Source organism: Haloactinopolyspora alba (genome assembly GCF_003014555.1).
Taxonomy (GTDB): domain Bacteria; phylum Actinomycetota; class Actinomycetes; order Jiangellales; family Jiangellaceae; genus Haloactinopolyspora; species Haloactinopolyspora alba.
In genome coordinates this window covers 163279-185874 of sequence record NZ_PYGE01000010.1, presented here as the reverse complement: position 1 = coordinate 185874, position 22596 = coordinate 163279, and the positions used below count along the sequence as shown (strand labels likewise).

The following is a 22596-nucleotide window of genomic DNA, read 5'->3' as shown; positions in this document are numbered from 1 at the left end:
AGCGCGAAGAACCCCTCACGCACCTCATACGGCAACGCCCTCGGCAATCACAACACCCTCTCCACTAGGCGTTGCTTACACCGATAGATTCCACCAGGCTTGCAGGGGTGGTGACGCAGGGAATTCCATGGTGAACGTGGTCATTCACGAGACGGTGCAGGGGCGAGTGATGGGAGGTCGCGGATGCCGAAGCGAGACCGCAGCACGCTGCGGGCCGCATTGAGGCCGCACATGCCGTGCACCGCAGGGCCGGGCGGGGTGGACGCCGAGCACAGGTAGACGTCCGGCAGCGGGGTCGCGAACGGGTTCCACCGCGGCGTGGGCCGAGCAACGAGCTGCCAGAGGTTCATCGCCCCCGCGGCGATGTCGCCTCCGACATAGTTGGCGTTGTGCGCGGGCATCTCGGCCGCCGGGATGGTCCGCCGTTCGACCACGACGTCACCGAACCCCGGGGCGAACCGTTCGATCTGGGCCTGGACCGCCGCGCCCACGTCGACGGTCGACCCGGCCGGCACGTGCGTGTACGTCCAGAACGGCCGCAGCCCGCCGACCTCACGCCCCGGGTCGAACACCGCCGGGTCCGAAGAGAGGATCATCGGCCGTGCCGCGTGGCGGCCGGCAGCGACCTCCGCTTCCGCCTCCGACATCTCCGCCAGCGTGCCGCCGACGTGAATGGTGCCGGCTCGGCCCACCTCCCGGTTGGCCCACGGCACCGGACCGGACAGCACGAAGTCGACCTTCGCCGCCGCGTTGCCCGGCCGGAACCGCTCGATCGCGCGCCGGTACCGCTGCGGCATCCGCTCACCCACCACCCGCGTCATCGTCCACGGGTTGGTGTCGAACAGGTACGCCCGTGCACGCGGCAGCTGCTCGAACGACGTGACGTCGACACCGGTCTCGATCGACCCTCCGTGCGCCTTCAGATCGTCCACCAGCGCCTGCACGATCGCCTGGCTGCCGCCCACCGGCAGCGGCCAGCCCGGCGAATGCGCCAGCGCCCCCAGCGACAGCGCGGTACCCGCGGCCGTCAGCGTCGGCAACCGGCTGATGGCGTGCGCCGCCACCCCGAACAGCAGCGCCGGGGCGACCTCGTCCCGCCACCGGCACCGGCCGAGCGCGGTTCCCTGCTCCAGAACGCCCAGGCCGTACTGTGCGGCCGTCAGCGGATCGGACGGCAGGCTACGGCGGTCGGACAGGGCGAAGTCGACCACGCCGGGCACGTGGCGCGCCAGCGGCCGCATCAACCGCCGCCACGCGGCGCCGTCGGGGCCCAGCGCGTCGACGGTGCGCTCCAGGTCGCGATACGCGATGCCCGCACGGCCGCCGTCCAGCGGCTGCGCGTACGACACGTCCGGGTAGGTCAGTTCCACACCGCGCGCACGGAGGTCGAAAGCGCGGAAGAACGGCGACGCCGCGGCCATCGGGTGCACCGCCGAGCAGATGTCATGCGTCACGCCGGGCGCGAGGCCCAGATCGAGCGTCCGCGCACCGCCGCCGATGCTCTGCTGCGCTTCGAGCACCCGCACCTGCAGACCCGCCCGGGCGAGCACGACCGCCGCCGAGAGCCCGTTCGGGCCCGAACCGACGACGACGGCGTCACAGTGGTCCGTCCCTGGCACGAGCCCTCCTGCGTCGACGATCGAGCTGCGCTCGTCATCCTACGCAGGCGCGCTCAGTCGGCGGGCGGGGGCGTCATCGTGTCGGCATAGAGCAACGTCCCGCTGGGCGTGACCCGGAGGTCGTCGTCACGCAGCAGAGCCTGACGCAGTTCGTCCGGCGTCATGTCGTGCCGCTCCGCCACCCGCGCCAGGTCGTCGCCGAGCGCGTCGATGGCCTTCTGGCCGCCCATCGGTTCGGGCACGACCTTCGTGTCCGCGCTCTTCAGCTCCTCCGCGCCGGTGGATGCGCGCGAGTCCGGGTCGCCGTTCGCCGACTCCGACGACGGCTCGGCCACCGGCTGATCGCCGTCGTCGGAGTCCCCGGACAACCCCACGGCAAGCGCCACACTCGCCACCACGGCCACGGCTGCCGCCGTCACGGCGATCATGATCCCTCGTGCCCGCGGTCCTGTGCTGTCCGACACCGTTCGCTCCTCCGGTCGTTCTTTCGTCATGGATGAGACGGATCGACCGCCGTTCCGGTTTCATCCCGGCGACATCGGTCCGTGTCCCCCGGGCGACGTCAGGGCACCTGCCAGGGCCACGAGAGACGCCGGGGGCGGGACGGTGCGAACCCGTCCCGCCCCCGGCGGTACTTCGATGGCGCCGATCGGCGCTGTCCGTCAGCTGCCGGTCACGCTCCGGCGCGTACGCGCGTAGAGCGCGCCGCCCAGGCCGAGCAGCAGCAGGCCGGCCGCGAGCGCCAGCATGTTGGTCGACCCGGCACCGGTGTCCGGCAGGTCGCCCTCGCCGCCCTCGGTGCCGTCCTCGCTACCGCCGGCGTCGCCGGACTCGTCGCCCGACTCACCGTTCTCGTCGCCGGACTCGTCGCCGCCCTCGTCGCCGGAGCCGGCGTCGACCGTGAAGCCGACCGGGCCGGCCTCGGGCGACGTGGTGCCGTTGATCGTCTGGGTCACCGTGACGGAGCACTCGCCGTTCGGCAGGTCCTCGGTCGGCTTGTACTCCCAGTTGCCCTCGCCGTCGACGGTGACGGTGCCGTTGTGGCTGAAGTCACCGGCGCAGGTGATCATGACCTTCGCCTCGGCGCCGGCGATCCCGGTGCCGCTGAAGACCGGCCGGGCGATGGTCGCCGGAGCGCCCTCCTCCGGCATCTCGATGACCGGCGCGTCGACCGGCACGACCACGCTGACCTCGGCGGTCTTCGGCACGACGACGGTGCCGACCGTCTGCTGCGCGGTGATGGTCGACTCGCCGTAGGGCAGGCTGGTGACGACCCCGCTCCAGCTGCCGTCCTCGCCGGCCGCGACCTCGGTCACCTTGTCGTCACCGAGGCTCAGCGCCACCGTGGCGTTCGGCTCGGCCGTACCCGTCACCTGGAGCTCGGAGTTCCCGACCTCGGCGCCGTTCTCCGGCGCGGTGATGGTGACCGGCTCGGCCTCGAACGGCGCGGCGCTACCGGTCAGGCTGAAGCGGCCCAGGCTGCCGTAGTCGGTGTAGCCCGACCCGTTGCTCGGCGTGTTGTTCGCCGGGTCGCCCTGGCCCGCGCCGGTGACACGGACGTAGTACGAGCCCGCCTCGAGCTCCTGCTCGATGGTGGCGTCCAGGCCGTTGGCCTGCCGGTCGACCGGCGGCGTGGTCTGGTCGACCGACGTCTCCGGGTTCGCTTCGGTGATCTTCTCGCCGTTGGCGTCGAACAGCTCGAGCCTGATGTCCAGGTTCGGGTTGACCTCAGCCGGCGTGGCCGACAGCGAGACAGCGCCGCCGTTGGTCACCAGCGAGAACATGTCCTGGTCGTCGGAACCCGACACGACTCCGCTGGCCTCGAAGTCACCGGAGGCGTTGTCCAGTTTCGTGGCTCCGGCGACCTCGCCGCCGTGGTCGTCCTCGACGTTCGCCGCGCGACCCGTGTAGGTGACCTGGACCTCGAGCGGGGCGCCAGGCGGGTTGCAGCCGCCGTCCGCGTTGGGCTCCCACAGCTTGTCACCCGGCTTCGGGTGGTTCGGGTCGACGTCCGGGCCGTAGCAGTACGGGCCCTCGTAGAAGTTGCCCTCCTGGTCGTACAGGACGGGAATGTCGGTCACCTTGCCGGTGGCCGCGATCTCGGCGACGTCGTCCTGGCCCGGGTTGGTGGCGTCGGCGTAGTCGCCCGGCGACCACTGCGACAGCGGCGTGGTCCACGGCGCGCCCATGATCGGGCCCCACAGCGACGACGGCTCGGCCGGCGTGTCGCCGTAGTACTCGTCGTCGCCGATGCCGTCGTGCTCGAGGCCGAAGGTGTGACCGACCTCGTGCGAGACCGTGTTGCCGACCCAGCCCGGGTTGTTCTGCGCGTTCTCCGCGAACACCAGCGCCGGCGAGAGGAAGCGGCTGCCGAAGCCGTTCAGGAACGCCCGCCCGGTGGACCCCTCGAAGGCGGCGAGGTCGGAGCTGTCGGTGATGACCGCCGTCATGCCGTACTCACCGTCGTCGGGCGACGACTTGTGCAGCGCGTCGGCACCCGGGTCGGTGGTGGTGACGTTGATGTTGAACGGCGCGTAGTCCTCGGCGACACGGGCCCACACCTGGTAGACGTAGTCGTCGTTGGCCGCCGCGTTGGCCGACAGCTCGATGCTCTGGCGGCCGGTCGACCGGTTCCACTCGGTGTTCTCGAGCGTGGCGCCGTCGAAGTCCAGGTACACGGTGTACGGGGCGTCCGGCTTGCTGCCTTCTGCCGGGCTACCCGGAACCTGCGCCGCGGCTTCCCCGAAGGGGGACAGCTCGTCACCCTCGGCCGGCGCCTCGAACCGGTCGTTGTACGACAGCGCCCCACCGGGCGACACGAAGGCGAGGTCGTTGCGGACCAGGTCCTTCACCTTCGCCACCGAGAGACCGGAGTAGTCCGACGCGGCCTGGAGGGTGGCTTCGGCGTGCTGGGCCAGCTGTTCGGGCCCGGGCAGCGACGGGTCGACGACGTCGAGCTCCGCCTTCTCGAGTTTCGCGATGTCTTGGGTGTCTGGTTGGTTTTCCAGCGCGGACGCTGGGGCGGCGGTACCCGCGAACGCAAGGGCGCCGGCTCCTGCCGACGCCACTGCGGCCACGAACCGCCGCGGAGTTGTCGATCTCACTGTCACTATCTCCCGCGTGTTCACAGTTGGGTGATCGAGTACGTGCCCGGGCGGCACGTTAGCAGACACCCTCAAGTACGCCGGGAGCATTGCGGCCGGCTGCGCCGTTCGCACTGTTTCGTCCCTGTTGAGCCGCATGTCACGATTCGAAACCTGTGACCGGCGTGACGTGCGCCATACCGCGTCCACCGAACGATCACCGTCAGTTCACCCGATTCGGGACAACGCCGCACCGGACAGCCGGAACCGGCCTGTCCGGTGCCGAGGGCGAAACCGCGCCGGTTAGGGTTTGCCGTATGCATCGCAAGGCGGGCCGGGGCCGGCGGAAGGCCCCGCGACGTAAGAAGGCGCCGCAGCGCAGCAACAAGACCCCGCAGCGCAGCCTCGCGGCCGCCATCGCCGGCGGTTTCGGCGAGCTGCTGCTCACCGCGGGCGCGCTCGTCCTGCTGTTCGTGGTGTACACGCTGTGGGGCACCGGCATCCAGACCGCCGCGGCGCAGGACGACCTACGCAACGAGCTGACGTTCGACGTCGGACAGGTGCAGAAGGACGAGGAACAGAAGCCGGCGGCGCTGGACGAGCTCAAGCTCGGCGACGCCTACGGCATCCTGCGCATCCCCCGCTTCGGCGACGAGTGGGAATGGATCGTGGTCCAGGGCACCAAGCCCGACGACCTCAAGGACGGCCCCGGGCACTACCTCGACAGCGCCGACCCCGGCGAGCTCGGCAACTTCTCCATCGCCGGACACCGCTCCGGGCACGGCGAACCGTTCGCCGACTTCGCGGAGCTGCGGGTGGGCGACACCATCGAGATCGAGACCGCCACCGGCATCTACACCTACAAGCTCGACGACGCCCCCGGCGGCGACAGCGACGGCAACAAGATCGACATCAACGAGACCTGGGTCGTCGACCCGGTGCCCGGCGAGCCCGCCGACACCGAACCCACCGAGCGACGCATCACGCTGACCACCTGCTGGCCACGCTGGGGCTCGACGCACCGGATGTACGCCACCGGAACACTCGTCGGCGGCGGCGGGGAGGCACCGTAGATGTACGGCTGGCTCTGGCGGCACCTTCCGGGGCCGTGGCCGGTACGGCTGCTGATCTTCCTCGTCCTCTTCGCCGCGATCGTGTACGCCCTGTTCATCTGGGTCTTCCCGTGGGCCGAAGAGGCCTTCAACATCAACGACGTCACCGTCGGCTGAAGCGCGCTGCCGGAAGATCGACCGGGGTTGGTGGGGCGGTCCGTCCTCGCCCGCGGCTCGCTCGTTCCTCGCTCGCCGATGCCCGTCCGCACCATGGACGGACCGCCCCACCAACCCCGGCAACGGGTTCTACCGCCGCGGGCAAGGACGCCGATCCCACGCCCGCACTGACGACAAACTCAGCCGCCGGCGACGGCGGGGATGACGGAGACCTTCGTCCCGTCGGGCGTCGGCGTCTGCAACCCGGACGCGAACCGTACGTCGTCGTCGTCGACGTACACGTTCACGAAACGCCGGATCTGGCCGGTGTCGTCGAGCACACGCGCACCGATACCGGGGTGGTCGGCGTCGAGCGCGGTGATGACGTCAGCGAGCGTGGCATCGCTGCCGACATCGACGGAGACGTCGGCCTCGCCCTTCGTGTAGGTCCGCAGGATCGTCGGTACTCGCACGGCAACGCTCATGGGTGTCAAAGCCTCCATACGTGGGTGTGGCAGGGAGTCGTGCCCGGTACGGCGCGGTCAGCGCCGGACGCTAGTTCTGGACGAGGTCGTGGAACGCCTCGGTCGACGGTGCGATGGTGCCGGTGGGGCCCACGACGGGGGCGACGGCGTCCAGCGTCTTCAGCCCTTCACCGGTGTTGAACACCACGGTCTCGGCGCCGGGGTCGAGCAGCCCTTCGCGCAGCAGCTTGGCCAGCACGGCCACCGTCACGCCGCCGGCGGTCTCGGCGAAGATCCCTTCGGTGCGAGCGAGCAGCCGGATGCCCTCGACCACCTCGTCGTCGGTGACGTCCTCGACCGCGCCGCCGGTGCGGCGCACGACGTCCAGCACGTAGGGACCGTCGGCGGGATTGCCGATGGCCAACGACTTGGCGATGGTGTCCGGCCGGACCGGGCGCACGACCTCGTGGCCGTCCTTGTACGCCGCCGCGACGGGTGAGCACCCGGCGGCCTGAGCGCCGAAGATCGCCGGGCCGTCGCCGTCGACCAGGCCGAGGCGCAGCAGCTCGTGGAACGCCTTGTCCACCTTGGTCAGCTGCGAGCCGCTGGCGATCGGGATCACGACCTGGGGCGGAACCCGCCAGCCGAGCTGTTCGGACGTCTCGTACGCGAGCGTCTTCGAACCCTCCGCGTAGTACGGCCGCACGTTCACGTTGACGAAGGCCCAGTCGTCGTGCTCGCCGGCGAGCTCCGAAGCCAGCCGGTTGACGTCGTCGTAGTTGCCCTGGACGGCGACGAGCGTGGTGCCGTACACGGCGCTGGTGGTGATCTTCTGCTGCTCGAGATCGCTGGGGATGAAGACGTAGCTGCGGATGCCCGCCCGGGCGGCCGCTGCCGCGACAGCGTTGGCGAGGTTTCCGGTGGACGGGCAGGCCAGCACCTTGAAGCCGAGCTCACGTGCCGCGGCCAGAGCCACCGCCACCACCCGGTCCTTGAACGAATGCGTCGGGTTGGCGGCGTCGTTCTTCACCCACAGCGACTTCAGCCCCAGCTCACGGGCGAGGTTGTCGGCGCGGACCAGCGGCGTGAGGCCGGGGTCGGTGTTCGGGATCGTGGCCACGTGCTCGGGGACCGGCAGCAGGTCCCGGTAGCGCCAGATGGACCTCGGGCCGCTCTCGATACGTTCCCGGGTGATGGTGCCGAAGTCGTACGTCACCTCGAGCGGACCGAAGCACTCGAGACAGGCGTAGTGCGGGCCGAGCGGAACGACCGCGCCACACTCACGACATGACAGGTGCGTGGCGCGCCCGAGATCGGGACCCGTTGAGGATGTGCCGCTGGTCGTCGGGGCCTGGGTGATGGTCATGGTCGAAAGTCCCTCCTCATCTCTCCCGCGGATCGCGGGCCGGAATTGGCACCGCCGTCGCGTGAGATGAGGACGCCGGCGGGCGGTTGCCGGGGCTTCGTCGGGCCGGTCCCTCTGCCCCTCTGGATGAGTACAACTGCTTCCAGCACCTTACGGCGCTGATCCGACAATGCTCAGATCCGTCTGCGATGTGAGACAAAAGTGTCTTGCATCATGGACACTGATTCGCTGAGCAGCGGCGACACGGACGGCTCGCTAGCGTCAGTAGATGGCCTCGGCACGGCCCTGCAGCCACTGCGCGATCTCCGTCAGCTCGAGCTTCCCGGCAGCGACCGAGATCATGAAGTCGTACGCGTCATCCTGATCGACTTCGAGCAGGCTCAGGCCGTTGTCGAGCAGGAAGACCGCCGTCGTAGCCCACGCGACCCGCTTGTTCCCATCGATCAGCGCATGGTTCCGGGCGAGCGACTCGAGCATGGCGGCAGCCTTGTGTGGAAGGTCCGGATACGCTTCCGCGCCGAACATCGACGCCCGGGGCCTATGGACGGCCGCGTCCAACAGCCCCGCGTCCCGGACCTCCGGTTCATGCCCGAGGATCACTTCCGCGACATCGAACACGTCCTGGAGGTCGATGAAATAAGTCACTGAGCCAGCCGGTCGAGCAGGTCGGCGTGACGCTCACGTACGCGTCCCGCGAGTTCACGGACATGCTCTCGACGTTCGTCTCGCTCAGCGCGCTCGACTATTGCCAGACGAGCCACCTCTTGCATAGAGCGGTGCTCGCGCTCGGCCTGCCGGCGCAGGGCCTCGGTCTCCTCTTCGGTGAGCCGCAGTGTCATCGCCATGGCTCGATGATACCGCTTCGATACCACGCGGTCCAGGGTGCCGTCACCAGGCGTGTGCATGCATCACCAGGCTTACAAGGGTGGTGGCGCAGGGAATTCCAGGGTGAACGTGGTCATTTACGAGGCGAGGGTGGCGAGCTCGCGGAGGACCTCCTGGACCCCGGCGGGACCGTCCACGACGAGGTCGGCCGCGGTGCGCAGCTCCGCCGAGGCCTCCTCGGCGTCGGCGCACACGACGAGGCCGATCACGCCGGACGCGGCGAGCTCGCGGACCGCGGTCACGGCCGGCAGGTCCCCGAGGTCGTCGCCGGCGTAGAGGACGGCCGTCGCGCCGGTCTGCTCGACCAGTGACCGCAGGGCCGCGCCCTTGTCGACGCCGGCCGGGCGCAGCTCGAGCACGAACCGTCCCGGAGTCAGCTGGAGGCCGTTCTCGGCCGCGAGCGCCTCCGCGTGCGGGCGCAGGTCCTCGAGCACACCGCCCGGGTCGGCGGCGTTGCGCGTGTGCAGGGCCACCGAATGGCCCTTGTCCTCGACGTACACGCCCGGCCGGGTAGCGGCCAGTTCGAAGGCACGCTCGCGCACGATCGGCACGCCGACCTCGAGATCAGGACTGTCGAGACGCCCGGCGTCCCAGCGCTGGAGCCCGTAGTGCCCCAGGACCACCACGCCGGGAACGGTGTCGAGCGCACCGAGACGGACGGCGTCGGTGGCCGGGCGGCCGGTGACGACCGCGATCTGCGCGACCCGCTCGACCAGGGACCGCAGCGTCGCCGTCGTGCCCGGCAACGCGGTGGCGTCCTCCGGGCGCTCGACGATCGGCGCGAGCACGCCGTCGAAGTCCAGCGCGACCACCGTGTCCACCAGCCGTCCCTCGAGCGGCTCGAGCGCGGCGCGGATCTCGGCGGGCTCGGCGCTCATTCCGGCTCGCCGACCTCGTCCACGTAGTCGTCGACGAGGACGATGACGAGCCGGGTCTGGTTGACGCCGTCGAACGTGGGCCTGATGCGCCCGACCTCGGGGAACTGGGCCGACAGCGCCTCGGCGGCCTCCTCCTGGCCCTCGGGGTAGTAGACCGTGGTCTCGGGGACGTTGCCCTCGAAGCCGCTGACCGCCGGTACCTCCCAGCCGCCGTCCTGCAGCCGGTCGCGGGCGTACTCCTCGAGCCCCTCGACGTCGGTCTGGTTGGCGATGCCCACCGGCTCGCGCAGCTCCTCCGGAGCCGTGGACGGGGAATCGACCGGCTCGGTGGGTTCGCCACCACCGGGCCCCCCGGTCGAGCCGTCCGCCCCGGCGGAGGCGCCGTCGCTGGGAGAGGGCGTCGACGTGCCGGCCTCACCACCCGCGTCGCCGCCCTCGGCCGGGCCACCGCCGCCGTCGGCCGCGACATCATCCGGGGTGCTGTCGGTGACATCACCGTCGAACACCCACAGCAGGCCGAGAACGACCGCCACGGTCCCGAGCAGCGCGACGAGCGACGGCCACAGCCGCTGCACGCGCTCACCCATCGTCACAGGACCTGCAGACTACGCCAGACGCCGCAGCGTACGCGACAGGCAGCGTGCTCACGTTGCGTCCCCGGCCCTCAGCCCTCGGCCTCGTGCCGCCGGACCGAGCGGGCGCGCTGGCGCGTGGACCGCAACCGCCGCAGCCGCTTGACCAGCATGGGGTCGTGCGCGAGCGCCTCGGGACGGTCGATCAGCGCGTTCAGCACCTGGTAGTAGCGGGTGGCCGGCATGTCGAACAGATCACGGATCGCCTGCTCCTTGGCCCCCGCGTACTTCCACCACTGCCGCTCGAAGTCGAGGATCTCGCGTTCGTGGGCGTCGAGGTCGCCGGACGGCGGCTCGGCGCCGTCGCCGGTGGACGTTCCCAGCGCCGCAATACTCATGCGCTTCATCGTACGCATGACGATTCTCGTGTCCGAGGATCGACAGGCCGGTGATCAGAAAGCGACACTGTGTCGATAGCCTGGGGCGGCACGAGGAGGCCTTTTTGTCCACCACAGGAACGAGCAGCTTCGTCGTCGTTGCGAACCGATTACCCGTCGACCGCGTGGTCACGCCTGGCGGCGAAACCACATGGCGCCGCAGTCCCGGAGGGCTGGTCACCGCGCTCGCGCCGGTGATGCGCGCCTACGACGGCGCCTGGGTCGGTTGGACCGGGTCGCCGGACGACGCACCAGAACCGTTCTCGACCGCCGACATGGACCTTCGCGCCGTCCCGCTGTCCGCGGAAGAGATCACGCTGTACTACGAAGGGTTCTCCAACGCCACGCTGTGGCCGCTCTACCACGACGTCATCGTCCCGCCCGAGTACCACCGGGAGTGGTGGGACGCCTACCGGCAGGTCAACGAGCGGTTCGCGGCGGCCGCCGCCGAGGTCGCCGACGAGAACGCGGTCGTTTTCGTCCAGGACTACCAACTGCAGCTGGTGCCGCAGATCCTGCGCTCCATGCGCCCCGATCTGAAGATCGGGTTCTTCCTGCACATCCCGTTCCCGCCGCAGGAGCTGTTCGCGCAGCTGCCGTGGCGGCGGCAGATCCTCGAGGGACTGCTCGGCGCCGATCTCATCGGTTTCCAGCGCGACGGCGCCGTGGGCAACTTCGAGTCGCTCGCCGAGCTGTTCACCGGGGCGTCCGCCGTGGGCGACACGCTGGTCACCGACGACGGGCGCAGCGTCCGCGCCCGGGCGTTCCCCATCTCGATCCAGGTCGACGAGGTGGCACGACTGGCCGAGGACCCGGAGGTGCAGGCACGCGCCGCGACCATCCGCGAGGAGGTCGGCTCGCCCCGGCACATCATGCTCGGAGTCGACCGCCTCGACTACACGAAGGGCATCGGGCACCGGCTCAAGGCGTTCGGCGAGCTGCTCCGCGACCGTGAGGTGACACCGGAGGACGCCGTCTTCCTCCAGGTCGCCACACCCAGCCGAGAGCGCGTCGAGGCCTACCAGACACTGCGTGACGAGGTCGAGCTACAGGTGGGGCGCATCAACGGCGACTACGGGCGCATCGGCACCCCGGCCGTGCACTACCTCTACTCGTCCTACGAGCGCGCCGAGCTCGTGGCGCTGCTGCGTGCGGCCGACGTCATGGTGGTGACACCGCTGCGCGACGGCATGAACCTGGTGGCCAAGGAGTACGTCACCGCCCGCACCGACCTGCGCGGCGCACTGGTGCTCTCCGAGTTCGCCGGGGCGGCCGACGAGATGGGCACCGGAGCGTTCCTGGTCAACCCGCACGACATCGACGGGCTGCGGCGCACCATGATGGCAGCGATGCGCGTGGACGACGCCGAGGCCGAGCAGCGTATGAAACTGCTGCGCGACCACGTCATCAGCCACGACATCGACCGGTGGGCGCACGACTTCCTGGCGGCGCTGCGCGCCGTGTGAGTTTCGTGCCGTCAGCGCCGGTCGTCGGCGCGGTCGGCATCGACCTCGGTGAAGGCGAGCCACGCCTGCGTGTCGGCGGCGTCGAACGGCGCCGCCGACTCGGCGGCGGGTTCGGCGTAGCCGGCCAGGCTGCGCTCGGCCTCCTCGACGTTGCGCAGTTCCATCTGGGCGAGGGCGATGAGGTCGCGCAGGCCCTCGGACCCGAACCGGTCCCTGATGTTCTGCACGGCGGCGGTCACCGTCGGGTCGACGTCCGCAGTGGCCGGTCGCATCTCTGGTTCCATCGAGTCACTCCTCGTCGTCGATGCGCGTCGTACGGTAGCGCGAGCAGGTTACGAGTATGTCTCCTGTCCGCCCGGCATCGTCGGCTCGGGCGTGGCGACACGGAGGATCGTGAGCAGACCGTGACGAACGCCGCACGCGTGCGTGCCGGTGCGCCACCGTGACAGATACATCCACCATCGAGGATGATGCCTGAACAGAGGCCGGGACGTCACGGGGGCTTTCCCGGCTGCGCTGTCCGCAGACCCTACCCACGGGTGGTCGATTGCTCCCCCGCCGTTTCGCCCTGGTCCGCCACGTCGACTACACCGGAATCTCCGGCATCGGCGTGGTGGCGTACGGCGTCGTCTTCGCCGACGGGCACGTGGCGCTGCGGTGGACGTCCGATCACCCGGCGACCAGCCTGTGGGAGTCGCTCGACGACGTGCTGGCGATCCACGGCCACGGCGACGCGACGAGTGTGGAGTGGCTCGACCGCGACGAGCTCGAACGGCCGTCCACGACGCCGCGGGGGCGGCGCGCCCGGCGCGCATCGTCCACGGCCGCGCCCGAGCACGCCCGGAACACCGAGCCGCCGCCGGAGATCGAACCGTCGCGCACCGACGACGTACCGGCGGACACCACCGACGAGACCAGCACTCCCGACGGCCCGCCACCCCCACCTCCCACGTCCCGGCCCGACGTCGCCGCACCAGGCACGCCGGGGCGCCGGCGGGCACGCCAACACGGCGATCCCGGCTTCGCGGCCACGCACGAGCAGAGCGCCGACGAGGCGGCGGTCCCGTCCCAACGCGGACCCGGCCGACACCGCAGACCCGCTCCTGAGCCAGAATCGAGACCGACACGCCCCGTCGAGAGCGACTGGTGATGAGCGACAACACGGACCGCAGCGACGACCCGCCCCGGCGTTGGCCGCGGCGGGTGTACGACACGGGTGAGGAGCCCGATCCGCGGTTCACCTTCGCCAACGAGCGCACCTTCCTCGCCTGGATCCGCACCGCGCTGGCGCTGCTGGCCGCCGGGATCGCGCTCGAGGCCCTCGAGATCCCCGAGCACGACACGCTCCGCCTGCTACTCGTGGTGGCGCTCGCTCTGCTGGGTGCGCTGTGCAGCGGCATGGCCTTCATCCGCTGGGCACAGGCCGAGCGCGCGCTGCGCGAGGCGAAGCCGCTGCCCGCGCCGGCGCTGGCGCCGGTGCTCGCGTTCGGGCTCGCCGTCGCGGCCGTGGTGATCGTCGCGGTGCTCGTGACGGCGTGACGGCGGTGCCTGCGGCGTGATCGAGCGCACCTTCGACTCGGGAGCGCAGAACGAACGGACCGCGCTCGCCTGGACCAGGACCGCACTGGCCCTGCTGCTCGCCGCCGTGCTCGCCACCCGGCTCGCGGCCGAGCCGCTCGGGGTGCTCGCCGTGGCGTTCGGCGCGGTCACGGCGCCGCTGGCGGTGCTCGTGCTGCTCATGGCGCGCCGCCGGTACCGGCGGGCGCACGACGCCCTGCACGGTGAGCGGGCATTGCCCGACGGGCGGTTGCCGGCGCTGGTCACGTTGATCACCGGGCTGCTCGCGGTGCTCGAGATCGTCTACGCGGTCATCGGCTGACGGCACACGCGCCGCTCAGGGACGGTCGGCGGCGCGACGGACGTGCCCGTCCCCGACCGAGAGCCGGCGGCGTGCCTCGTCGGCGTCCACCCCGGTCAGCAGCATGACGGTCGCCGTCTTGGTCTCGTCGCCGCTGGCGCGCAACGCCTCGGTCACGTCGGCCTCGCTCGCGCCCGTCGCCGCCCGGACGATGCGTTCGGCGCGGCGGCGCAGCTTGCCGTTGGTGGCGCGCACGTCGATCATCAGGTCTCCGTACGTGTGCCCGAGTCCGACCATCACCAACGTCGAGATGGTGTTCAGGACCAGCTTCTCGGCGGTGCCCGCCTTGAGCCTGGTCGAGCCCGAGACCACCTCCGGGCCGGTGGGCACCTCGATGGCCAGGTCACACGCCGCGGCGATCGCCGACCCCTCGTTGTTCACCACCCCCACCGTGAGCGCGCCGGCCTCGCTCGCCACCTTCACCGCGCCGAGGACGTATGGTGTGCGGCCCGACGCGCTGACCGCCACGACGACGTCGTCCGGGCCCGGCTCGCGCGCCAGCAGATCGTCGCGACCGCCCTGGTGCGAGTCCTCGTCGCTCTCGGCCGCCGAGCGCACGGCGCCGGATCCGCCGGCCATGACGGCCATGACCCGGCTGTCGTCGACACCGAACGTGGGCCCGCACTCGGCGACGTCCAGGACGGCGAGCCGTCCCGGTGTTCCGGCGCCGACCTCGATCAGGCGCCCGCCTCGGCGCATCCGCGCCACAGCGGCCTCGATGGCCGGGACGATCCGGTCGCCCGCGGCGGCGACGGCGTCCACCGCGACCTGGTTCTGCCGGGCCATCAGCGCGACCTGCTCGCGCACCGGCAGCAGGTCGAGCCGTTGCGCTCCGGGCAGCCGCCCCTCGGTGGGCAGCGCGTCGAGCTCGGCGTTCACTGGACCGCCTTGGCCGGGCGCGTGGGCTGCAGGTCGACGCGGAACTGGTAACGATCGCCCCGGTAGACCGACCGGACGAACTCGACCACGCGGCCGTCGCCGTCGCGGGAGATCCGCTCGAACAGGAACGCCGGAGAGTGCAGCGGCACCTCCAGCGCGTCGGACTCGACCTCGTCGGTGACCGTCGCCTCGATAGTCTGCACCCCGGATGCGATCGCCACGCCGTAGACGTCCTGGAGCAGCTCGTAGAACGAGCCGTCGGCGAGCATCTCGCCGTCGAGCCCGGGTGCGATGCTGCGGGGCACGTGCAGCGTCTCGACCGCCATCGGGGCGTCGTCGGCGAGCCGCAGCCGGACGACGCGCAGCACCTCCTCGCCGGGCGAGATCTCGAGCCTGCGCCCGAGCGGCGCACCGGCGAGCACGTCGTCGATGTCCAGGGTCCGGCTGGACGGGACCGCGCCGCGGTGGCGCATGTCCTCGGAGAACGACGAGACCGCCAGGCCCTGCGCGATCTTCGGCCCGGCGACGAACGTGCCGGCGCCCTGGCGTCGCACCAGGCGGCCTTCCCGCACCAGCTCCTCGACGGCGCGTCGCAGCGTCATGCGGGACACGCCGAACCGGGGCGCCAGGGCGCGCTCGGGGGGCAACGCGTCACCGACGCCGAGCTCGGCCACGAGGTCGAGGATCTCGTCACGGATCGAGTGGTATTTCGCCACGCCCGCTCCCCCTAGTGCTCGACAGCCAGTGGTCTAGCCTGGTCTAGGCCATGCTCCGGTTGCCCATCTTCCCGCATCGGCCGGTGTCGTAGGACAGTAGGCGCTCCGGGCAGGATTGAAAAGCGCGATGGTCTAGACGAAAGCGACGAACTTCTCCACACTTACGTGCACATTGGTCTAGTCCAGCGAGGAGGAACCCACTGTGACACGATCACGTCGCACACCCCGCACGTCCGTCGTTCTCGGCACCGCGCTCGCCGGCCTGATCGCCGCGACCGCCGGCGCCGCCCCCTCCACCGCAACCACACCGGACACCGACGCCGCCGCCTCGGACACCCCCGAGCAGTGGCGCAGCTACTGGGCGGACGCCTTCAACGAAGGCATCTACACGCCCGAACAGGTCGACGAGCTGGTCGACGCCGCGCTCGACATCAACGCCAACGCCCTGATCGTCCAGGTGGGGCGCCGCTACGACTGCTTCTGCAACGACGCGCTCTACCCGCGCACCGACGCCGCGATCGACCCGGCCCCCTACGACCCGCTCGCCGAGGTGATCGACGAGGCGCACGCCGCGGGACTCGAGGTCCACGCGTGGGTCAACGTCGGCACCATGTGGAATTCAGCGACACCACCCACGTCACCTGATCATGTCTTCAACGCGCACGGCCCTTCCGCCACCGGCGCGGACCGCTGGCTGAACAAGCGCCACGACGGCACCGAACTGGTCGGCAACAACGCGTTCATCGACCCCGCCAACCCGGCGGCCGTCGAGTACATCGTGGACGGAATCCAGAGCATCGTCCGCGAGTACGACGTCGACGGCATCAACCTCGACTACATCCGCTATCCCGACTACAACTCGTCCTCGGAGTACAGCGACTGGGGGTACAGCGAGACCTCGATCGCCCGGTTCCAGCAGGCGACGGGGCGCACCGACGTGCCCGAGCCGTCGGACCAGCAGTTCTCGGACTGGCGCCGTGACCAGATCACGAACCTGGTTCGCAAGATCTACCTCGGCATGTTCGAGGTGGACCCGACGGCGCGGCTGAGCAACGACGCCATCACCTACGGCTTCGGCCCGCAGAGCGTCGGCGGCTGGGAGGAGACCCGCACCTACGCCCAGGTCCTGCAGGACTGGAAGGGCTGGCTCGAGGAGGGCATCCTCGACACCGCCGTCGCGATGAACTACAAGCGCGAATGGCTGCCCGACCAGGCGCGGATGTTCGACGAGTGGAACGAGGTCCTCGCCGACTGGCAGGGCGACCGCCAGGCGGTGTCCGGGCCGGCGTTGTACCTCAACGAGATCGAACACAGCGTGCAGCAGGCCCGCGACCTGCTGGTCCCCACCGACGCCGGCAACACCGTCGCGGGCTGGAGCGGGTACTCCTACGCCAACCCGAGCCGGACGGCCACCGGCGGCGACGCCGAGCTGAAGGATGCCGAACGCGAAGCGCTCGCCGCCGCCATGACCGAGGGGCCGAACGCGCCGTTCGCCGAGGAAGCGACGGTTCCGGACATGCCGTGGAAGGAGAACCCGACCACGGGCAACGTCGACGGCACCCTGACGCTGCGGGACGGGTCGGCGCTGACCGGCGCAGACGTCACGCTGCGCCCGGTCGGACGGTCCGGTGACGCGCAGACCAGGACCGTCGACGGTTCCGGCTGGTTCGGCTTCGTCGGCGTCGAGCCGGGCGTCTACCTCGTCGAGGTCGAGCTGCCCGACGGTGTCGCGGGCCGGCCGGTCACCGCCGTCCGTGTCCGGGCCGGCGAGCTCGCCGACGCGTCCATCGGGCGCTACGTCCAGCTGTCCGGGCACTGATCGTTCGCGCGCCGGTCGCCGGTGGGCACCCGCTTCCGGGCGGCCGAGCCACACCGGCGACCGGCCGTGTACCACGATGGGGCCATGTCCGTAGCTGAGAGCCTGCACACCACCGACGACGACGCGCGCCGGCGGATGATCGTCGCGACACTCGCCGACGCGTTCGCCGAGCTGATGACCGCCGCCCCCGAGGCGTTCCGGATCAAGTTCCGCAAGATGGCCGCCGACCCGTTCGCCTTCTACCGGGGCAGTGCGGCGCTGTTCTACGCCGACGTCAGCCGCCTGCACGACCCCTGGGTCGACGAGCGGACCAGCCGCGTGTGGATCCAGGGCGACCTGCACGCCGAGAACTTCGGCACCTACATGGACGGCGAAGGCATGCTGATCTTCGACGTCAACGACTTCGACGAGTCCTACGTGGGCCACTACACGTGGGACGTGCAGCGCCTGGCCGCGAGCATCGCGCTGATGTGCTGGCGCAAGGCGATCGCCGACAGCGAGATCGACCGCCTGGTCGCCCGCTACGCCCGGGCATACCTCGACCAGGTGCACCGGTTCACTCGCACCGGCGCGGACCACGAGTTCGCGCTGCGCCTGGACAACACCGACGGCCCCATCCACGAGGTGCTGCTCGACTCCCGGCTGTCCAGCCGGGTGGCGCTGCTGGACGGCGTGACCGAGACCGAGGGCTACGAGCGAATCTTCCGGGCCGGGCACGGCGTACGCCGGCTGGACGAGAACGAGCGCGCCCGCGTCTACGCCGCCTTCGAGAAGTACCTCGACACCATCCCCGCGGACAAGCGCCTGCCCGACACCGCCTTCGCGGTGAAGGACGTCGTCGGCCGCAGCGGGTTCGGCATCGGCAGCGCCGGCCTGCCCGCCTACAACGTGCTCGTCGAGGGCGTGAACCAGGCCCTCGACAACGACATCGTGATCTCGATGAAGCAGGGCAACGTCGCGGCGCCGTCCAGAGTGGTCACCGACCCGGAGATCGCGTCCTACTTCCGCCACCACGGGCACCGCACGGCGGTGTCCCAGCGCGCGCTGCAGGCCCACGCCGACCGCCTGCTGGGCTCCACCGACATCGACGGCGTGGGATACGTGGTCAGCGAGCTGTCCCCGTACGTGCGCGACTTGGAGTGGGACGCGATCAGCGAGCCGGCCGACATCGCTCCCGTCCTCGAGTACCTGGGCCGCGCCACGGCGAAAATCCACTGCGTCGCCGACGCCGACAGCGACCAGAACCTGGTGGCCTTCCAGACCGAGGAGGCGATCGAGCACTGCATCCAGGGACGCGACGACGAGTTCGTCGAATGGCTGTGCACCTTCGCCCGCGAGTACGCCGACGTCGTCCGGGACGACCACCGGCGGTTCGTCGACGCCTTCCGGCACGACGAGATTCCGGGCGTGCGCGCCACCGCACGCAGCGCGTGACGTCGGCGGACCCCGGCCGCCGGTGCCCCGGCGGCCGGGGTCCGTCTGTCGTGGGGGGTCGGTAGCGTACGGCCATGAGCCAGTTCGGCGCGCTGACGGCGCGACTCTACGGATGGGTCTACGGCCGGTCCAAGGTCGACGACATGGTGGTCGAGCTGGCAGGGCTGTCCCCGCGCGACCGCGTGCTCGAGGTCGGCTGCGGTCCCGGCACCGCCGTGGCACGCGCGGCCGAGCGTATCGGCGCGAGCCGGGTGGCTGCGGTGGATCCGTCGGCGACGTTCGTCCGGATGGCCCGCAACCGCGTCCCGGACGCCGACGTCCGCGTCGCCGGCGCCGAGAGCCTGCCGTTCACCGACCGATCGTTCGACGCGATCTGGTCGATCGCGTCCATGCACCACTGGGCCGACCGCGACGCCGGGCTGCGCGAGCTCACCGCGAAGCTGGCGCCGTCGGGCCGCCTGCTGGTGGCCGAGCGGCTGCTCTCGAAGACGGGGCACGGCATCACCATCGACCAGGCCGCCGAGGTGACGGCGCTGCTGACCGAGCTCGGCCACACGGACGTGCGCACCGAGGAGCGTCGCAGCGGCCGGATCACCATGATGATCATCAGGTCGGCGAAGTGACGGTTCGCCCGAGATGGCGGCAGCCGTGACGGGCCGCGTATGGTTAGGTGCGCCGTCGGACATCAGGGGAGGTCAGCTAGTGCCCGGTCGCCGCGCCCATCGCCGGCTACCCCGGACGCTCTGGGGGCTCCCCGCCATCCTGCTGTCCGGCGTTTTCATGCTGCTCACCGTAGCCACGCCGGCCACGGCAGCGTCCGCGGCACCCGCGGCCTCCGCTGCCGACCGCGTCGTCGGCGCCGACGCCGACGACGTGCACGTCTCCGTGGTCGCCGGAGCGCGCGAGCTGCGCGACGCCGTCGCCGGCCCCGGGCTTCCCGGCAACGACACCGACGCGCCCGCGCCGCCGTCGTCCTTCGTGGACGTCGAGCCGCTCGACCGCGCCGTCGCACACCCTCCGGTCACCCGCGCCGACGCGCGCGCCAGTGCACCCGTGGGCTCCACCACCGACCCGGACCGAGGCCCGCCGCCCGCCGCGCGGCGCTAGGCACGCCGCGTTCTCCCCTTCCGGCTCGTCTCGCTCGACCCGCTCCGGCCACCTGATCACCAGCCGGACGCGCACCTCGGAGGATCACTGTGGACAGCACGACCGCGCTCTACCTCGTCGGCGGTGTCGCCGCCGCCTGTCTGGTTCTCATCACCGTGCTGCGCATACGCCGCCGCCGGCGCGCCGCTTCCGGCACCGGTTCCGAAGCCGTCCGGACGCTGCGCGCCGTCGTGGCCGTGCTCGTCCTCGGGGGCTCGACGTACGCCACCATGACCGCCGACCCGAACCTCGGCCTCGACCTGCGCGGCGGCGTCCAGATCGTGCTCGAGACGCAGAGCACCGAGGCCGTGGAGGCCAACTCGGAGTCCACGGACCGCGCCGTGCAGGTGCTGCGCCGCCGGGTCGACGCCCTCGGCGTCTCCGAGCCCTCGCTCAGCCGCTCCGGCGACCGCCGCATCATCGTCGAGCTCCCCGGGCTCGAAGACCCCCGCGAGGCGTCCGACGCGCTCGGCCAGACCGCCCAGCTGACGTTCCATCCGGTGCTCGGGTACGCGACACCCGACCAGGCACCCACACCGTCGGCGACGCCGTCACCCACCGGGCCGCAGGGCGAGGGCCAGGGTCAGGGGCAGGGCGCCGGCCAAGGCGGCGGGAACGAGACCTCCGGCGAGCAGGCACCGAACTCGCAGGAGACCCAGGGTGGCACCGCCGGCGGCGCCGTCGGCGGCGCCACCGAGCCGACGCCGTCCGACAACGACACCGGCACCGACGCACCCAGCCCGGACCCGTCCGGGCAGGCCGGCCAACAGGTCCTGCCCGACGAGTCCGGGCAGCCCCTGCGCCTCGGCGAGGCGACGATGACCGGCGAGGACGTCGACAGCGCCAGCGGCTCGTACGCGGTACAGCAGGGCGGCTGGCTGGTCTCCATCGACTTCGGCGGCGGTGGCGGTCAGACCTGGGCCAGCATGACCGCCGACGCCGCCTGCCAGCCGCAGGGTGACCCGCGGCGCCGCGTCGCGATCGTCCTGGACGGCGAGATCATCTCCTCGCCCAACGTGCAGAGCTCGGTGCAGTGCGGTGTCGGCATCCGCGGCGGGCAGACCACGATCACCGGCGACTTCTCGGAGACCGAGGCGAAGGACCTCGCCGCGCTGATCGAGGGTGGCGCCCTGCCGGTGCCGGTCGAGGTCATCGAGCAGCGGGTCATCGGACCGACCCTCGGCGACGAGGCCATCGAGGCCAGCGCCTGGGCGGCGATCATCGGCATGGCGCTGACCACCATCTTCATCAGCATCGCCTACCGGCTGGTCGGGGTGATGGCGGTCCTTGCGCTGATCGGCTACGGAGTGATCTCGTTCGCCGCGCTGACCACGCTGGGCGCGACCCTGACGCTGCCCGGGCTGGCCGGGTTCGTGCTCGCCATCGGCATGGCCGTCGACGCCAACGTGCTGATCTTCGAGCGAGCACGCGAGGACTATGTCGACGGCCGCACCAAGAGCCTGCGCGGAGCCGTGCAGAGCGGGTTCAAGAACGCGCTGTCGGCGATCGCCGACTCGAACGTCACCACCCTCCTCTCCGCGGCGCTGCTGTTCTACCTGGCGTCCGGACCGGTCCGCGGCTTCGGTGTGACACTGACCATCGGTGTCCTCGCGTCGCTGCTGTCGGCGCTGGTCGTCAGCCGCGTGCTCGTCGAGTGGCTGGCCGACCGCCGATGGGTCCAGAACCATCCCGCGGCCAGCGGGCTGTCGCGGCACGGACGGGTGCGGACCTGGCTGCGCACCAAGAACGTGAACCTGATGCGCTACTCGCGGCGCTGGCTCACGGTCTCCGTCATCGCGGTGGCGATCGGCGTCGCCGGGATCGTGATCCGGGGACTGGACTTCGGCATCGAGTTCACCGGCGGGCGGCTCGTGGAGGTGTCGACGACGGAACAGGTCGGCGCCGACGAGGCCCGTGCCGCCGTCGCCGACGCCGGTTTCCCCACCGCCATCGTGCAGGAGTCCGGCGAGGACGACATCAGCGTCCGGGCCAACGAGATGACCGACGACGAGTCGGCCGCCATCGTCGAGGCCCTGGGCGAGATCGGCGGCGGCGCCGACGTCGTCCGCGACGACCTGATCGGGCCGAGTCTTGGCGACGAACTGCAGCGCAACGCACTCATCGCGCTGGCCGTCGCGCTGGCCGCACAGCTGGTCTACCTGGCCATCCGGTTCCGGTGGACGTTCGGCACCGGAGCGGTCCTGGCGCTGTTCCAGAACGTCATCGTCACCGTCGGGATCTTCGCCTGGCTCGGGAAACCGATCGACGGGATCTTCCTCGCGGCGATCCTCACCATCATCGGGTACACGGTGAACGACTCCGTCGTCGTGTTCGACCGGATACGTGAGCTATGGACCCGCAAACCCGGCGAGGACTTCAGCCAGGTCGCCAACTCGGCGGTGCTCAACACCCTGCCGCGCTCGGTGAACACCGGCGTCAGCACGTTGTTCGTGCTGCTCGCGCTGCTGTTCCTCGGCGGCGACTCGTTGTCGGACTTCGCGCTGGCGCTGACGCTCGGTATTCTCATCGGCACGTACTCGTCGAACTTCACGGCGACGCCGGTGGCCGTCGAGCTGGAGCGGCGCAAGCCCGCGCCCGAGCCGCCGAAACCGAAGAAGTCCGACTCGCGCGACCGGGAGGACCCCAACTACGGCGCGGTCGTCTGACCGCCGCCAAGTGGAGTGAACGGTGCCCGCTCGGGTACCG

24 protein-coding genes and 1 riboswitch are annotated in these 22596 nt (G+C 70.9%); of the genes, 11 read left to right on the top strand and 13 right to left on the bottom strand.

Annotated elements, in window-relative coordinates; translation table 11 throughout:
- Window positions 1–140: 140 nt before the first annotated feature.
- The 3 genes from CLV30_RS15135 to CLV30_RS15125 all read right to left on the bottom strand — a co-directional run bounded on the left by CLV30_RS15135 (window position 141) and on the right by CLV30_RS15125 (window position 4723).
- Window positions 141–1619 carry a phytoene desaturase family protein gene (locus CLV30_RS15135; RefSeq protein WP_106538038.1) on the bottom strand — a complete coding sequence of 493 codons (1479 nt, stop codon included), beginning with the start codon at window positions 1617–1619 and terminating at the stop codon, window positions 141–143.
- A gap of 53 nt (window positions 1620–1672) precedes the next feature.
- Window positions 1673–2083: a hypothetical protein gene (locus tag CLV30_RS15130; protein ID WP_165358658.1), complete on the bottom strand. Its 411-nt coding sequence runs from the start codon at window positions 2081–2083 to the stop codon at window positions 1673–1675.
- A gap of 198 nt (window positions 2084–2281) precedes the next feature.
- On the bottom strand, window positions 2282–4723 hold the full coding sequence (locus tag CLV30_RS15125) for an Ig-like domain-containing protein (RefSeq protein ID WP_129711043.1): 2442 nt from the start codon (window positions 4721–4723) through the stop codon (window positions 2282–2284).
- 296 nt (window positions 4724–5019) lie between these two features.
- Here CLV30_RS15125 and CLV30_RS15120 point away from each other — a divergent pair, with 296 nt between their 5' ends.
- Both CLV30_RS15120 and CLV30_RS26515 read left to right on the top strand, forming a co-directional pair.
- The gene (locus tag CLV30_RS15120; RefSeq protein WP_106538035.1) at window positions 5020–5775 is read left to right on the top strand and encodes a class E sortase; all 756 of its coding nucleotides are present in this window, start codon (window positions 5020–5022) and stop codon (window positions 5773–5775) included.
- On the top strand, window positions 5776–5931 hold the full coding sequence (locus CLV30_RS26515; protein ID WP_165358659.1) for a hypothetical protein: 156 nt from the start codon (window positions 5776–5778) through the stop codon (window positions 5929–5931).
- 179 nt (window positions 5932–6110) lie between these two features.
- Here CLV30_RS26515 and CLV30_RS15115 read toward each other — a convergent pair whose 3' ends face one another.
- From CLV30_RS15115 to CLV30_RS15085, 7 genes are all read right to left on the bottom strand, one after another.
- The gene (locus CLV30_RS15115) at window positions 6111–6395 is read right to left on the bottom strand and encodes a ubiquitin-like small modifier protein 1 (RefSeq protein ID WP_106538034.1); all 285 of its coding nucleotides are present in this window, start codon (window positions 6393–6395) and stop codon (window positions 6111–6113) included.
- A 70-nt stretch (window positions 6396–6465) separates the two neighbouring features.
- Window positions 6466–7740: a threonine synthase gene (thrC, locus tag CLV30_RS15110; protein ID WP_106538033.1), complete on the bottom strand. Its 1275-nt coding sequence runs from the start codon at window positions 7738–7740 to the stop codon at window positions 6466–6468.
- Between the two features lie 13 nt (window positions 7741–7753).
- A riboswitch (SAM riboswitch) is annotated at window positions 7754–7873 on the bottom strand.
- 128 nt (window positions 7874–8001) lie between these two features.
- A complete protein-coding gene (locus CLV30_RS15105) occupies window positions 8002–8385 on the bottom strand; it encodes a type II toxin-antitoxin system death-on-curing family toxin (RefSeq protein ID WP_106538032.1) in 384 nt (127 codons plus the stop codon).
- A complete protein-coding gene (locus tag CLV30_RS15100; protein ID WP_106538031.1) occupies window positions 8382–8585 on the bottom strand; it encodes a hypothetical protein in 204 nt (67 codons plus the stop codon). Before CLV30_RS15100 ends, CLV30_RS15105 begins: the two co-directional genes overlap by 4 nt.
- A gap of 117 nt (window positions 8586–8702) precedes the next feature.
- The gene (otsB, locus tag CLV30_RS15095) at window positions 8703–9503 is read right to left on the bottom strand and encodes a trehalose-phosphatase (protein ID WP_106538030.1); all 801 of its coding nucleotides are present in this window, start codon (window positions 9501–9503) and stop codon (window positions 8703–8705) included.
- Window positions 9500–10090, bottom strand: coding sequence for a LytR C-terminal domain-containing protein (locus tag CLV30_RS15090; RefSeq protein ID WP_129711044.1), 591 nt, complete (start codon window positions 10088–10090; stop codon window positions 9500–9502). The genes otsB and CLV30_RS15090 overlap by 4 nt, the downstream gene beginning before the upstream one ends.
- A gap of 77 nt (window positions 10091–10167) precedes the next feature.
- The gene (locus CLV30_RS15085) at window positions 10168–10473 is read right to left on the bottom strand and encodes a DUF3263 domain-containing protein (protein ID WP_106538070.1); all 306 of its coding nucleotides are present in this window, start codon (window positions 10471–10473) and stop codon (window positions 10168–10170) included.
- Between the two features lie 104 nt (window positions 10474–10577).
- Between CLV30_RS15085 and CLV30_RS15080 the strand changes: the two genes are divergently transcribed.
- Entirely contained in the window at window positions 10578–11978 is a 1401-nt protein-coding gene (locus tag CLV30_RS15080; protein ID WP_106538028.1) for an alpha,alpha-trehalose-phosphate synthase (UDP-forming), read from the top strand.
- Window positions 11979–11989: 11 nt separating this feature from the next.
- Here CLV30_RS15080 and CLV30_RS15075 read toward each other — a convergent pair whose 3' ends face one another.
- Window positions 11990–12262 carry a hypothetical protein gene (locus tag CLV30_RS15075; protein WP_129711045.1) on the bottom strand — a complete coding sequence of 91 codons (273 nt, stop codon included), beginning with the start codon at window positions 12260–12262 and terminating at the stop codon, window positions 11990–11992.
- A gap of 263 nt (window positions 12263–12525) precedes the next feature.
- Between CLV30_RS15075 and CLV30_RS26990 the strand changes: the two genes are divergently transcribed.
- From CLV30_RS26990 to CLV30_RS15060, 3 genes are read left to right on the top strand one after another with little or no spacing between them, the layout of a single operon-like run.
- Complete coding sequence (locus CLV30_RS26990) at window positions 12526–13128, top strand: hypothetical protein (RefSeq protein WP_205740912.1); 603 nt, start codon at window positions 12526–12528, stop codon at window positions 13126–13128.
- The gene (locus tag CLV30_RS15065; RefSeq protein ID WP_106538026.1) at window positions 13128–13517 is read left to right on the top strand and encodes a YidH family protein; all 390 of its coding nucleotides are present in this window, start codon (window positions 13128–13130) and stop codon (window positions 13515–13517) included. Before CLV30_RS26990 ends, CLV30_RS15065 begins: the two co-directional genes overlap by 1 nt.
- Window positions 13518–13533: 16 nt before the next feature.
- Window positions 13534–13857 (top strand): DUF202 domain-containing protein, encoded by a 324-nt coding sequence (locus CLV30_RS15060; RefSeq protein ID WP_106538025.1) that lies wholly within the window; start codon window positions 13534–13536, stop codon window positions 13855–13857.
- Between the two features lie 15 nt (window positions 13858–13872).
- On the opposite strand, the gene CLV30_RS15055 is transcribed toward CLV30_RS15060, so the two are convergent.
- Both CLV30_RS15055 and CLV30_RS15050 read right to left on the bottom strand, forming a co-directional pair.
- Window positions 13873–14775 (bottom strand): N-acetylmuramic acid 6-phosphate etherase, encoded by a 903-nt coding sequence (locus tag CLV30_RS15055; protein WP_106538024.1) that lies wholly within the window; start codon window positions 14773–14775, stop codon window positions 13873–13875.
- Window positions 14772–15491, bottom strand: a complete 720-nt coding sequence (locus tag CLV30_RS15050) for a GntR family transcriptional regulator (protein WP_106538023.1) — start codon at window positions 15489–15491, stop codon at window positions 14772–14774. Before CLV30_RS15050 ends, CLV30_RS15055 begins: the two co-directional genes overlap by 4 nt.
- Window positions 15492–15693: 202 nt before the next feature.
- Between CLV30_RS15050 and CLV30_RS15045 the strand changes: the two genes are divergently transcribed.
- From CLV30_RS15045 to secD, 5 genes are all read left to right on the top strand, one after another.
- Window positions 15694–17310 (top strand): family 10 glycosylhydrolase, encoded by a 1617-nt coding sequence (locus CLV30_RS15045; protein WP_205740913.1) that lies wholly within the window; start codon window positions 15694–15696, stop codon window positions 17308–17310.
- 84 nt (window positions 17311–17394) lie between these two features.
- Window positions 17395–18744: a DUF2252 domain-containing protein gene (locus CLV30_RS15040; RefSeq protein WP_106538022.1), complete on the top strand. Its 1350-nt coding sequence runs from the start codon at window positions 17395–17397 to the stop codon at window positions 18742–18744.
- A gap of 74 nt (window positions 18745–18818) precedes the next feature.
- Window positions 18819–19367 carry a class I SAM-dependent methyltransferase gene (locus CLV30_RS15035; RefSeq protein WP_106538021.1) on the top strand — a complete coding sequence of 183 codons (549 nt, stop codon included), beginning with the start codon at window positions 18819–18821 and terminating at the stop codon, window positions 19365–19367.
- A gap of 79 nt (window positions 19368–19446) precedes the next feature.
- Window positions 19447–19851 carry a hypothetical protein gene (locus CLV30_RS26510; protein ID WP_165358660.1) on the top strand — a complete coding sequence of 135 codons (405 nt, stop codon included), beginning with the start codon at window positions 19447–19449 and terminating at the stop codon, window positions 19849–19851.
- Window positions 19852–19940: 89 nt separating this feature from the next.
- Window positions 19941–22556 carry a protein translocase subunit SecD gene (gene secD, locus CLV30_RS15025; protein ID WP_165358661.1) on the top strand — a complete coding sequence of 872 codons (2616 nt, stop codon included), beginning with the start codon at window positions 19941–19943 and terminating at the stop codon, window positions 22554–22556.
- Window positions 22557–22596 lie beyond the last annotated feature (40 nt).